The organism is Campylobacter sp. CFSAN093233 (genome assembly GCF_011068165.1).
Lineage (GTDB): Bacteria > Campylobacterota > Campylobacteria > Campylobacterales > Campylobacteraceae > Campylobacter_D > Campylobacter_D jejuni.
In genome coordinates, this window is the sequence record NZ_JAAMWY010000005.1 from 13,528 (window position 1) to 26,597 (window position 13,070).

At 29.2% G+C, this 13,070-nt stretch carries 13 protein-coding genes and 2 pseudogenes; 2 read left to right on the forward strand and 13 right to left on the reverse strand.

Features of this window, described 5'->3' with window-relative positions; translation table 11 throughout:
- Positions 1–67: 67 nt before the first annotated feature.
- The 7 genes from FBF15_RS02920 to pseF all read right to left on the reverse strand — a co-directional run bounded on the left by FBF15_RS02920 (position 68) and on the right by pseF (position 6,091).
- On the reverse strand, positions 68–1,210 hold the full coding sequence (locus FBF15_RS02920; RefSeq protein ID WP_038816897.1) for a LegC family aminotransferase: 1,143 nt from the start codon (positions 1,208–1,210) through the stop codon (positions 68–70).
- A complete protein-coding gene (legB, locus tag FBF15_RS02925; protein ID WP_165434551.1) occupies positions 1,203–2,171 on the reverse strand; it encodes a 4,6-dehydratase LegB in 969 nt (322 codons plus the stop codon). Before legB ends, FBF15_RS02920 begins: the two co-directional genes overlap by 8 nt.
- Positions 2,168–3,199, reverse strand: coding sequence for a pseudaminic acid synthase (gene pseI / locus FBF15_RS02930; protein WP_165434552.1), 1,032 nt, complete (start codon positions 3,197–3,199; stop codon positions 2,168–2,170). The genes legB and pseI overlap by 4 nt, the downstream gene beginning before the upstream one ends.
- A gap of 259 nt (positions 3,200–3,458) precedes the next feature.
- Positions 3,459–4,091: a formyltransferase family protein gene (locus FBF15_RS02935; protein WP_038816894.1), complete on the reverse strand. Its 633-nt coding sequence runs from the start codon at positions 4,089–4,091 to the stop codon at positions 3,459–3,461.
- Complete coding sequence (pseH, locus tag FBF15_RS02940; protein ID WP_050554044.1) at positions 4,088–4,591, reverse strand: UDP-4-amino-4,6-dideoxy-N-acetyl-beta-L-altrosamine N-acetyltransferase; 504 nt, start codon at positions 4,589–4,591, stop codon at positions 4,088–4,090. Before pseH ends, FBF15_RS02935 begins: the two co-directional genes overlap by 4 nt.
- Entirely contained in the window at positions 4,588–5,409 is an 822-nt protein-coding gene (pseG, locus tag FBF15_RS02945) for a UDP-2,4-diacetamido-2,4,6-trideoxy-beta-L-altropyranose hydrolase (protein ID WP_038816893.1), read from the reverse strand. Before pseG ends, pseH begins: the two co-directional genes overlap by 4 nt.
- Entirely contained in the window at positions 5,393–6,091 is a 699-nt protein-coding gene (pseF, locus tag FBF15_RS02950; protein WP_038816892.1) for a pseudaminic acid cytidylyltransferase, read from the reverse strand. The genes pseG and pseF overlap by 17 nt, the downstream gene beginning before the upstream one ends.
- Positions 6,092–6,182: 91 nt before the next feature.
- Between pseF and FBF15_RS02955 the strand changes: the two genes are divergently transcribed.
- Complete coding sequence (locus tag FBF15_RS02955) at positions 6,183–7,394, forward strand: DUF2920 family protein (RefSeq protein ID WP_052773647.1); 1,212 nt, start codon at positions 6,183–6,185, stop codon at positions 7,392–7,394.
- Positions 7,395–7,706: 312 nt separating this feature from the next.
- Here FBF15_RS02955 and FBF15_RS02960 read toward each other — a convergent pair whose 3' ends face one another.
- On the reverse strand, positions 7,707–8,501 hold the full coding sequence (locus FBF15_RS02960; RefSeq protein WP_233908857.1) for a 3-oxoacyl-ACP synthase: 795 nt from the start codon (positions 8,499–8,501) through the stop codon (positions 7,707–7,709).
- Complete coding sequence (locus FBF15_RS09605) at positions 8,492–8,722, reverse strand: hypothetical protein (protein ID WP_242633114.1); 231 nt, start codon at positions 8,720–8,722, stop codon at positions 8,492–8,494. Before FBF15_RS09605 ends, FBF15_RS02960 begins: the two co-directional genes overlap by 10 nt.
- A 100-nt stretch (positions 8,723–8,822) precedes the next feature.
- Between FBF15_RS09605 and FBF15_RS02965 the strand changes: the two are divergent.
- Positions 8,823–9,893, forward strand: a pseudogene (locus FBF15_RS02965) (acyl carrier protein).
- On the opposite strand, the gene FBF15_RS02970 reads toward FBF15_RS02965, so the two are convergent.
- The 4 genes and pseudogenes from FBF15_RS02970 to FBF15_RS02985 all read right to left on the reverse strand — a co-directional run bounded on the left by FBF15_RS02970 (position 9,890) and on the right by FBF15_RS02985 (position 13,065).
- Entirely contained in the window at positions 9,890–10,117 is a 228-nt protein-coding gene (locus FBF15_RS02970; RefSeq protein ID WP_002838785.1) for a hypothetical protein, read from the reverse strand. The pseudogene FBF15_RS02965 and the gene FBF15_RS02970 overlap by 4 nt on opposite strands.
- 1 nt (position 10,118) lies before the next feature.
- Positions 10,119–10,839 (reverse strand): annotated as a pseudogene (locus tag FBF15_RS02975) (formyltransferase family protein).
- Entirely contained in the window at positions 10,839–11,564 is a 726-nt protein-coding gene (locus tag FBF15_RS02980) for a GNAT family N-acetyltransferase (RefSeq protein ID WP_002838787.1), read from the reverse strand. Before FBF15_RS02980 ends, FBF15_RS02975 begins: the two are co-directional and overlap by 1 nt.
- Positions 11,557–13,065 (reverse strand): AMP-binding protein, encoded by a 1,509-nt coding sequence (locus tag FBF15_RS02985; RefSeq protein WP_165434553.1) that lies wholly within the window; start codon positions 13,063–13,065, stop codon positions 11,557–11,559. Before FBF15_RS02985 ends, FBF15_RS02980 begins: the two co-directional genes overlap by 8 nt.
- Positions 13,066–13,070 lie beyond the last annotated feature (5 nt).

Sequence of the window (13,070 nt, forward strand, 5' to 3'; positions counted from 1 at the left end):
TTGATAAAAATTTTTGTTTACATATACAATATTTTTATATCTTATAAAATATTGGTATATATTATTCCTAGTTTAATCTTACACTGCTAGGTAAATTTACCAAACATTTTTCTAATTTTTGAGTATTTAAAAGCTCATCTTTTTGCCAAGTTTGAAAAGGTTTAAGGCTAGGTAAGCTTTTCCATACAGGACGCACAAAAATATTGTTTTCTAAACATTCTTGTAAAAATGTATTTCTTAAATTTCCATCTTTAAAACATAAAGCGTTGAGCCAAAAATTGCTTTTTGAATTTTTTCTTTCATCTATAAATTTACAAGCTTTATGATTTGTAAAAAATTCCTTATAAATTTGTGCCAATTCTCTTTTGTTTTCTAGGAAGAAATCTAGCTTTTCAAGTCCCGCAAGTAAAATTGCGGCATTTATATTGCACAGTCTATAATTATAGCCTATGATATCATGATCGTATTCATAAGGATGAGGTATTTTAGCAGTAGTACTTAAATGCTTTGTAAGATTTGCCAAATTTTCATCATCGCATAAAATCGCTCCGCCACTTCCACCTGTGATGATTTTGTTTCCATTAAAACTTAAAATTCCACATTTTCCAAAAGTACCTAAAGCTTTGTTTTTATAAGTGCTTCCTAAAGCTTCGGCGGCATCTTCGATTAAAAAAATATTATAATTTTTACAAATTTCGCAAAGCTTTTCTATGTCAGCACTAAGGCCAAAAGTGTGCATTACAACACAAGCTTTGATGCGCTTATGTGTGATTTTATTGTAAGTAAAGCCATCTTTTTGATAGCTGTGATTTTCTAAAAAATTTTGTAAAGCTTTAGGGCCTAAACTTAAAGTATTTTCATCAATATCTAAAAAAATAGCCCTAGCTCCTGTGTAAGCAATAGCATTTGCCGTTGCAACAAAGCTAATACTTTGGGTAATCACCTCACAATTTTCATCAATACCATTTGCAAGTAAAGCGATATGAAGTGCGGCGGTGCCTGTATTTGTAGCGATAACAAATCGAGCTTTTGTTCTTTGTTTTAAAGCTTCTTCAAAACGCGCTACAAACTCACCTACGCTTGAAACAAAACCGCTATCAATGCATTCTAAGAGATATTTTTTTTCATTTCCGATAAAGCAAGGTTCGTGCAAGGCGATTTTTTCTTTATTGAAAAGTTTTTTAATAAAAGCAATTTCATTTTCAAACATTGTAAACTTCACTTTTATAACTTGCTAAATTTTCTCTAAAATATTCTATGCTTAGTTTCAAGCCTTCTTCAAGACTTATTTTGCTTTGCCAATGGGTTGCATTTTGAAGTTTGCTTGAATCGCATTTTAGTCTAAAAACCTCACTATTTTTTGGGCGCAATCTTTTTTCATCTTGGATGATTTTTACATTTTGATTTAGAATTTTTTGTATAAGATCAAGCACTTCTTGCATCGAGTATTCAGTCCCAGAGCCTATGTTATACACTTCTCCAAAATGATTTAATTTCAAAAGCGAGATAAAGCCTTCGCAAGTATCAAGGACAAAGTTTAAATCCCTTGTCGGACTTAAATTCCCAAGTTTTAATTCTTTTGTCCCACTTAAAATTTGTGTTATGATAGTGGGTATAATGGCTCTTGCGCTTTGTCTTGGTCCATAGGTATTGAAAGGGCGAGCAATATTTACATTTAAATTAAAAGCATTATAATAACTAAGCGCCATCATATCCGCTGCGATTTTACTAGCAGAATAGGGGCTTTGAGGTTGCAAAGGGTGCTTTTCATCAATAGGCACATATCTTGCAGTGCCATAAACTTCGCTTGTAGAAGTGTGTATAAAATGAGAAATTTCATTTTTCTTCGCAGCTTCTAGCATATTTAAAGTACCTTTTACATTAGTATCTACATAACTTTGCGGTGCCTCGTAAGAATAAGGAATGGCAATTAAAGCTCCAAGATGAAAAATAGCGTCCATTCCTTGGGTGATTTTTTCACAAAAAAAGCTATCTCTTAAATCCCCACTTACAACTTCCATATCCTTTAAATAAGGACTTTTTTCCAAATGTCCCCAAAAGTTAAAAGAATTATATTGACTTAAAGCTCTTACTTTATAGCCTTTTTGAACCAAACTCTCACAAAGATGAGAGCCTATAAAACCATCTGCACCTGTTACTAGGGTTTTCATTGAAAATCTCCTTGTTTTAAAGCTGTGCCAAATTCTATATCTTTAGTAGCAGTTTTTCCTATAAGTTCTTTGTAAAATTTAGGATGAAGACCAAAAGAAGGACGCACTGATTTTACATTTTCTTCGCTAAAAATTTCATCTTTTTTGATGTCTTTGCTTGCATATAAACTTCTAGCAAAAACGCGGTTTTTAAGACCTTTTTCATCTAAGGCTAAGGAGCCATCACCCAAAGCACTTTCAGCCTCTCTTACTGCTTCCACCATGGCTTTAAATTCATCAAAATCAAGACTAAATTCACTATCTTCGCTTTTTATATTTTTATCAAGCATAAAATGTTTTTCTATCACTCTAGCCCCAAGCGCAACAGCCATAACAGGAGCTAAGTGTCCAAAGCTATGATCACTAAGTCCTACTTCAACGCCAAATTTTTCTTTTAAACTTGCAATACCTTTTAAATTCATATCAGAAATTTGTGCTGGGTAAGCTGAAGTGCATTTTAAAAAGATCAGATTAGGATTTTTTTCCTCTTTGAAAATTTCACATATTTTAAAAAGCTCTTCTTCGTTTGCAATACCAGTTGAAACGATGGTAGGCTTGTTTTCTTTGGCGATCATACGCACGAAATTTTCATCATTTGCTTCAAAAGAGGCGATTTTATAGGCGATGGGATCAAAGCGTTTTAAAAACTCTATATCCTCTTTCGCAAAAGGACTTGAAAAACAAAGTATACCCGCATCCTGTGCGGCTTCAAAAATTTGAGAATGCCACTCATAAGGAGTTTTAGCGCTTTCATAAAGCTCATAAAATTTGCGCTTATCCCAAAGTCCCCCTTTGATGATAAAATCATCTTTATCGCAATCTAGCGTGAGACTATCTGGAGTGTAGGTTTGAATTTTTATCGCATCTGCTCCTGCTTCTTTAGCTGCTTTTATGCTTTTAAGTGCCATTTCAAGACTTCCTGCGTGATTTGCGGACAGCTCTGCTATGATAAAAACTTTTTCATCGGTATTAAAATTTCCTATTTGCATGATTTTGCCTTTTATGGTTCTTATTTTGCATTATATCGACTTTTTTTAAAAAAACTAATTGCATGATAAAAATTTTTTTATCATGTTTGATTGTTTCTTTGGTAACGCCAAAACCAAATTTTTGTGCAAATTGATAACCTGCAAGTTTTCTTGAAAAATTTTTAATTTTAAGATTTTTATTTTTAGAAAATTATAAGCTTAAATATATAGAGCTTTGTTTTAAAAATTTTTAAAAATAAAATACTAATTATTTAGACCTTTATCTATCTATGGAATCTGGATAAATTTTGAGTATAAATTTTTTACCATCTTTGTAAAAAAATGCTGGAAAATCTTCATTGCTAGCTATGCGTAAGAGATTAAATTGTTCATTTAAACTTTTATTTATATCAAGCTCGCTATCTTTTGGACTTCTTTTAGGATAAAAACTTTCTTTGCCCACTTGTTTTTTTGCTTGTATATCGGGATAAAGTTCTAAAAATTCTAAACACATATCTAGAGTAAACCGAGCTTGTTTCTCTCTTAGCTCTTCATATAATTCTAAGCCATTTAATTTAAGGTTTTTTTGTAAATAAATATCGCCATTATCGGCTTTATCGTCTGCTTCAAAAAGCGAAAAGGCGATTTCATTTTTGCCTTCTATGACTTGATGAAAAAGTGGAGCCCAGCCTTTTCCTTGGGGTAAATTTGAAGCATGGATGACGATATTGTGTTTGTTGTGTTTTAGAAAATTTTTATCTATGATTTTATGATAAGAAAGTATAAATACTATATCAAAATTAAAAATCTCTGTATGATTGTAAAAAAGCTTGGAATTTTTGATTTGCTGGTTAAGTTCTTTAGCATAAGGGATAAACCATTGATTAGGCGAGGTAAGTATGGCTATTTTCATACTGCTAGCCTTTTTATAATAAGAAGTTTAGGTTGAAATTTGACTATACCCCCCCCCATAAATTCTACATAAAACATATTCTTATCCTCATTTTTAATATAAAAACCATTTTTTAAATATAAATCTAAAGCCTTTTTATTTTGCTTAAAAACGCAAGCTTTTAATTCTTTTATTTTTAAATTTTCAAAGGCGTATTTTTTGATTTCCTGTATTAAAATTTGCCCTATGCCTTTTAAATCAGGCTTTGCATAAAGTCCAAATTCGCAAGAATCTTGCATTATATTGATAAAATCAATCACGCCAATAGCCCCATCATCTTTAAAAACCAAAAAATATTTTTTACTTTGATCTTTTTTCAAGCTAGTAATGAAATTTAAATGCTCTTGAAAATCGATATATTTTGTCTTCATAAACTGGCTTATTTTTTCATCATTGCGCCATTGCCATATAAGCAAAATTTCGTTTCCATTTAAATGAGTGAAATCTTTTAAGCCTATCAAAGTCTATACTCCACTTCATAGCCTTTTTGAACTAGCCAATTGGCTAGTTTTTCTTGATTTTTAGCGACACAAACGGCTTTAAAATTAGCCTTTAAAAGCAAAGCTTCATTGACTAAAGAACTAGCACTGATGATAAGCTTTGTGCTTTCATTCATTAATTTTGAAATTTCTTCATCGATAAAGAGCTTTACATTTTCATGATTTTGGATGAATTTTTCAAGTTTTTTGAGATTTTTATTGGATGAGCTTGTAGCGATTGCAATTTTTTTATTTTTAGGCAAATCAGAGGCAATTTGCATGGAAAGATTTTTGATATCTGTGCCACCTATGCAAATGAAATAATCCCAAATTTTCTCTCTTTCTATCTTGCTTTCTTTATAAAATTCATCTCTAATTAAAGCATAAGAAAACCCACATCTTACTTCGCATTTAAAAGGCACTAAACCTTCATAATCACTTGCTTTTGCATAGGCATTGACATTGAGTAAAATATCACAATGATGAGGCTTTATTTCATCATCAAAGCTTAGAATTTTCACCCCTGTTTCAAGCTTGATCAGTTTTTCATCATCTACGCTGATGCCATAGTGATCAATGATAAGAAGTTCAAATTTTTCTTCTTTGATGAGATTGATAAGTTCGTAAATGCTTTCACTATCAAGCTCATAAACAGGATAAGGAATTTCATCGATCAAAGAGCCTTCTAAAGGCAAACAAGCAAAACTTACATCGCTATATTGTTTAGCTAAGACTAGATCACGTTTAATGTGTCCAAAGCCTATTTGACTGGAGCTATCGCTTCTAAAAAGCACTTTCATGATTTACCTTATAAAGTATTTTTGCAAATTCTAAATCTTGTATGGTATCTATATCGCAAACTAAATTTCTTGGCAATACAAATACACTAGAATGAGGTTTAAATATAAAATCTTCTTCAAGCCAAGCTTTACTTGTGCCAAAATAAAAAGCTCCTGCATCGTGATAAGCTTTTGTTAAGTCTTGTGAACGACTTTTATAATGTTTTTCATCAAACATATAAACTTGATTATTCTCATTTAGATAAAAAGCCCTTTGTATAGGATACTCAAACTCAGTGGCGGCAAATAAAAACTTGCTTTCATTTTGTATAAATTTTTCATAAGCTTGTTTTAAAATGTTTTTATTTAAAAGCGGAGCAGTAGCATAAAGACAACAGACATGATCATAAATTTGATTTTGGCTTTGTAAAATTTCTATGGCATTTTGCACTGCAGCAGTGCTTGAAGCATAATCATCGCTTAAATTTTTATCACGCACAAATGGAGCTTTTGCACCGTATTTTAAGGCTACTTCTATGATTTCTTCATCGTCGCTTGAAAGTACTATTTCATCAAAAATACCTGAATTTAAAGCATTTTCTATGCTATAAGCGATTAAAGGTTTACCTAGAAAATCAATGATATTTTTTCTAGGAATTCTTTTTGATCCACCACGAGCAGGGATTATGCAAAGATTTTTCATAGTTAAGCCTTGTTTTTTGTGTTTTATTTTACTAAAATTTAAGTATAATTGTCTTTAAAATACAATAAAATAATGCAAATGGGGTGGAATAATGCTCATAAATCAAACCTTTGAAATTGATTCTTGTGATGATGTAGAATTAAATATAAAAAGAACTAGCAAACTTGAATACCGCATTAGCTATGATGATGAAAAAGATATCAAAGCCATAGTTTTTATAGTGGGTGGTTTTGGAGCTAATGCAAATATTTCTTTTTTAGATTTTGATAGGGAATATATTGCTAAAAATTTTGATGTTGTAGTGGTACATGTTTTTTATCATTGTTTTTGTGCAAGACAAAGTATTGATCAAAAGTATAATCCAAAGCTTATTCCCAATCAAGATGATTTAGAGCGTATCAATGATATTTTAAAAAATATTAATTTAGGACATTTATCGGTTAATAAAGATAATTTTGAACAAATTATTCCTCTTATAGAGCAAAAAGTTAATGAAATGAAACAAGCAGGTTTGGTTGATGAAAATCAAAAAATAGAACTTTCTTGTGATTTTATCCCACCTAATGGAGATTATCAAAACTATGGCATTATGGCAGCTATTGATCATATCAATGTTTTAAAAGATCTTGTAAAAAAATTTCCAAATTTTAAAAACCTTCCAAAGATTTATGGGGGAGGATCTTATGGAGGATATTTATCTTTACTGATAGCCAAGATAGCTCCTTGGCATGTAGATGGTGTGATTGATAATTCGGGAGTTTGCTTGCCATTTTTAGCACATATTTTGGGAAGAGATATGAATCAAGGAGAATTTGTTTTTGAAGGAGATAATAATAGAATTTATTGTTTTGTGCAAAAATATTGGACTAGAAATATAAATTCTTCTTATTATTTTGGTGATGAAAATTATTTAATTAGAGCTGTTTTAAACTCAAATCATCTCAAAATTCAAGCAAGTATGAACAATAATACTATCTTTATAAGCTATCACAGCATGCAAGATATGGGCGCTCCAGTGCAAAATAAAATAGAACTTTATAAGTGTTATCAGGAATTAGGATATGATGCGACTTTGTATTTGGTAAAAGATGAAAATGATATAGATGGTAGATTTATAAAAAGTCTAGAGCACGGTCTTAGAATGACTGATAAAGCTTTATTTAGAAAAGAACTTCCTTTGATGCTTGAAAAACTACAAGGAAGAAAATTTGATATGAGTAAAAATTCTATCACTTATCCTTGCAAAGACAAGCAATTTATTTTTAAAGATAAAGATGATAAATTTGAGCTTGAAATTGTTTAAGATTATCGTTAGTAAAGTTAAGAAAGGATTGCTAGGGAGGGGCTTTGTAGATGGATATTTCCTTGCCTAATATAAAAATTAAATTTATGATTTTTTTAAAAAAAGTGAAATATTTTTGTATAATGATTTGTTTAAGTGGTTAATTTCTCTTGGTGAAAAAGGTGCTACCAATAATAGAAAAAGACTTTAAAATAATTTTCTGTTGAAGATGGCAAATGAGTTGCTTGAGTTGATAAATAACTCTAATTTTTCCACCGCATTGTTTTAGCCTATGCTTAAATAAAATCTACGCTTGAAACATAGTATATTTTTTCAAGTATTAAAATCAATAATTTCGATAAAGTTTTTAATTTTGCTAAAATCAATTTTCAAACTCATGGCATTAAAGGTAATTCCTGTGCCAAAACTAGCCATAAAAACTTGTTTTATGCCCCCCTTCCTCCATTCATAGTTTGCCAAATCAAAGGCTAATTTATTTATCGTAACATCGCCATAATTTTTTAAAGTTTCATCATTTTTAATTTCTTTGAAATTTAAGAGTTCTAATAATTTAGTTTTTATAAAATTATTTGCACTTCCAAAGAAAAATTCGCCTATTTTGCTTTTATCAAGTTTAAAATTATCAAAAAAATCATCAAAAAATCGAGGAAAATTTTCATTTAAGTGAGAAAATGTGAGATTTTTGTCCATATCGATAAAATCATTTGCTTCTTTAAAGCATTTTAGAGGAAAAGTTTCTTCTGTGGCTAATTTGGAAAAGATTTTTTGCGAGAAAAAAGCTTTTTCTTTTGTATTAGATTTTTCAAGCAAAATAACACTAGCACTGTCGCTATTACTAAGGTAGGTGATTTTATCTTTTTTGGGTATTTTTTTACTTTTTACACTTACGCAAATGAAAGCTATTTTTTTGATATTTTCATTATCTAGTAAAGAAAAAGCTTGCATTAGGCCTTGTAAAAATCCTGGGCAAAAAGCAATATTATCAAAACACAGAGTTTTTTCACTTAAACCAAGATTTTTATGGATTAAACTTGAAAGTGCAGGGGCTAGAAAATCTGGTGAAAAACTATAAACTAAAAGTACATCAAGCTCATCTTTTAAAAGCAAATTTTCTCTAAAAAGCTTTCTAGTGCTTTGCTTGCTAAATCACTTGCATAGATATTATTAGGGCTTATGAAATGATGATTTATACCGGTATTTTGCTTTAAAAGTTCGTATTTTTTCTGGTTTAAATTGCATTCTTGTAATTCTTTTTCTAAGGTATGTGGATTTTTGGGTAAAACTATACTAATAGCCTTAATATTGTGTGAGTTTAATTTTAAATTCATTTTTACTTCTTTCTAGTATTTAATAGATAAATTGTAACTTATGAATGCTTAAAATTTAAGCACAAACGGAGTATAATTTTTTGTAAAGAAAGGATATAAAATGACAGCATATTTACATATAGGAACTACTAATACAGGAAATCAAGAAAAACAAGGCTTCTTGATGCAAAACGAAGAAAGGCTTTTAAAAAAAAGGCTATATTTATCCAAAAAGCCTTAGAGTGGCAAATAGGCATTGGGCTTTGGTAGATATGGTTTTAGAACTAGTTCAAAAAGAAGATATTTTGCAAAAAGAGAGTATTTTAAGTCATATCACAAATGAAAGACTTCTTAGAGCTATAGAAAATTTTAAAAGCGAAAGTGCTTTACATAAAGATAAAAATTTATTTTTTCAGCTGAGGGTATAGTTTGGGATTTTTCTACCAAAAAACATGTAGAAATTTTAGAAAAGATTATGAGAGAGTTAGGTTTTACTCAAATTTATATTATTGTGTATTTTAGAGATACTTTGGGTTATTTAAACTCACATTGTTCTCAAGATCATAAAAACAATATGGGGTATTATTCTGCTGATTTTGCTCCGCAAGATCATCCTAGAAAATATATTTTTGACTATGAATGGATTTGCAAAACTCATGCTGAGGTATTTGGAGAAGAAAATTTGATAGTAAGACTTCTAAGGGAGGATTATGTAGGAGGGACTTTACTTAAGGATTTTGTTTATCATTTAGGACTTGAATGGGATGAGAGTTTTGTTTTAAAACAAACCAAAAATGAAAGTTTTAATCTTTTAGGAATGGAGCTTATGTCAAGATTAAATCAAAAAGATTTAAAGCAGGATAATCTTAATTCTTTGCTTTTTATGGCAAGAAGAAAATTTGAAGGCAGCAAAGAAAAAAGATTAAAATTTGCAGTGCAAAAAGATATTGCTAAAGCTTATGTGGATTATTTTGCTTCTTCACTTGAATGGGTAAAAAACAAATATTTCCCGCATAAAAATTCTCTTTTTACTCCTGTGAATTGGGAAGAATATGAACAAAATTATACTTTAACCCATATGCTAAGTAAAGATTGGGATGATGTGGCGGATTTTATAGCACAAATTATTGTTTCTAAAAATGAAATCATCAGTTCTTTAAAAGAACAGCTTGAACTTGCAAGGAAAGATTAGTCTTTCATTGCAAGTTCAAGCATTTTTTTGATATTTTCAAAGCTTTCAAAATTTTCAGGTGTGATAAATTCTGCTTTTAAGGGTTTTTTATAAAATTTTTCTATTTCGGCAACCAAAGCCATGATATCGATACTATCGATAAAATCTTCACTTACTAGATTTTCCATACTCTCATTGATATCTGTTCTTTCTATATTGATAAAAAATTGTTTGATTTCTTGCATTTTATTCCTTTGTGATTTTTAAAATGACATTATCGCTTAAATTTAAAATTAAATCAAGCTCATTGATTTCATAAAATAAAATTTCTCTTTCTTCACCTAATATTTCTAATCTAGCTTTAGGAACTCCGCTTAAGGCACCGCAGTCCATAGCTCTTAAAAAGCGAGAAATTTTTTCTTTATTCCAAGTAAGATCTAAATAACCATTATTTGGTAAAGATAATTTTTTGTGATACCCCCCCCCCTGAAATTTGCATTTTAAAAGCTTTATTTTTTAAAATTTCTAAAGCTTCTCTAAATAAAGTTAGAGCAAGTTTGTGTTGAGCGTTTAAAAGACTTAAAGCAGTACAATTATTATCAAGTTTTATTTCTTTTTGAACTAAAATATCACCTGTATCTATACTTTCTTTAACCATATGCCAAGTAATACCTGTTTTTTTATCGTTTTCCCATATACTCCAAATATGTGCATTACATCCTCTGTGAAAAGGTAATAATGCGTTGTGGTAATTAATAATAGTATTTTTTTGAATACATTCTTTTTTGAAAATATAAAAATTATTAGCACTAATAATAAGGCAATTTTTAAGATTTTTAAAGAAATCATCTAAATTTTCTATATTTTTTACAAAATTTACTTCTTGTCTGAAAAAATCATTAGCTATTTTTTGGCATTCTTTGGCTACTTTGCCTGTGCCTATGATGTAAATATATGAGTAAGTCATTAGAAATTCCTATAAAATTTTAAATTAATATGATTAAAACAAAAACCCGCCCTTTTATAAAAATTAATGGCTTTTTGATTTTTTTCTTCTACAAAAAGTTTAAAGAATTTATTTTGAGTATTGGCTGCAAAATAATGATTTAGTAAAGCAAAAGCTACATTTTTATGTTTTAAATTTCTGTCTACGGCTATAAAATCTAAAAAATTTGTATTGAGAGTTTGAGTATAGATCAAAGCAGCGCGAATTTTTTGATTTTCTTTATAGATAAGTATATCAGATATTTTTTCTTCAAGATTTTTGTGCGAAAAATAAAACAAATATTGATTAAAATATTTTCTGAAAAAGCTATAAATTTCCTTGCTATCTTCATGTGAAGCTTTAGAGATAAAGGTAAATTTTTTTAATTTTATCTCATCTTTTTTGAGTATCATTTGTTTATAATTGAGTATTTCTTTAAAATGATTGAGTTTTAAAAAATCATTATGTTGTAAAAGTTGCCTATCGGTTTTGGTTAAGATTTTTATATAATTAGCCTTTAAATTAAAATTCTGTAAATCATTGATAAAATAATATAGTAAATTATCTACACGATTAAAAAAGAAAAAATTATTGTTTTTATATTTTTGTAAAATAAATTCCTGTTTTAAAATTTTTTCTTCAATTGTACCAAAATTGTCATAGTAATTACTTAACTTAAATCCTTTATAAAAAGCTTTTTTAAACAAGTTCTTTTAAAACCTTTCTATCAATTTTACCATTTTGATTAAGCTTAAATTTGTCGAGTTTAATAAAATTTTTTGGGATCATATAAGAAGGTAATTTATCTTTTAAAAAAGCTTTAAGATCAATCTCTTCTTCACTTTCATAAAAACAAATAATATCTTCTTTAAAAATACAAGCACTATTTTTAATATTCGCATGGGAATTTATCACGCTTTCTATTTCTCCAAGTTCTATTCTGTGTCCCATATATTTTATCTGATTATCTGCTCTTCCGTAGCATAAAAGCTCTCCAAATTCATTATAAGAAACGATATCTCCTGTTTTATAGAGTAAATCTAAATAATTATCATGTAAAGGATTTTGAATAAAAGCTTGTTTGCTTTTTTCTTTGTCATTATAATACCCTAAAGACAAAGAAGTTCCACGCACAAAAAGCTCCCCTTTAATACCTATTTGTTTAGGACTTATGAAATTCATATTTTCATCAAAAACTAAAAGTTCTGTGTTTTTACATGCTTTGCCTATGGGTAAAAGTTCTTCATCTTTAAAAGTGCGATTGATGATATAAAAAGAACACACATCAGTGATTTCTGTTGGACCATAAAGGTTGGCAAATAAGGCATTGGGTAAGTGTTTACGCCAAATATTTAGCTGTTTATTGGGCATGATTTCACCACAAAAAAGTATCTTTTTTAAGGCATTTAAACTAAAATTATTTAAAGCCTCAGTATTTGCAAAATAAATCAGCACCGAAGGTACCCAAAATATAGTGCTTACTTTTTCTTTTTCAAGACATTCTAAAATTTTATTTGGAAAGGCAAAAAGATGATTAGGTAAAAGGTGTAAAGTCGCTCCTGATTTTACACTTGAAAAAATATCTAAAATGCTATTGTCAAAATAAAATGGCGCTTGATTGGCTAAAATTTCATTCTCATCAAATTTAAAAGTCTCACACACCCAAAAAGTATAATCAATCACACTCCTATGTGCTATGCTTACTCCTTTAGGAATGCCTGTGCTCCCACTTGTAAAGAAAACATAGAGTAAATTAGTATCTATATGTTTTTCTTTGGCATGCTTTATTAAACTCTCATCTATATTAAAACTTTCAAAGTCTTGTGTATAAAGCGTAGGTAAATCTAAGTTAAAATTTAAGTCCTTTGAAGTGATAAAAAGTTTAGGTTTTAAAACTTCTATAACTTTTTCTACTCTTTCTTTAGGACTTTTTTCATCTAAAAGTGTATAAAAATTTCCACTGAGTGCTACTCCAAAAAATGAAATCAAACAATCAATCCCTTTAGGCAAGATGATTAAAACAGGAGCTTGAGTAGGATTATCATTTCCTAAAGTTTTTAAAATTTCACTGGCTAGTTTTTTAGAAAAGAGATCAAAGTCTTTGTAAGTGATTTCCTTTCTTTTTTTGGCAAAGGGTTCTACAAAAGCAGTTTTTTCGCTAAATTTGATTAAACTTTTTTCTAAAAAATCATAGATATGAGTTGTCATGATTT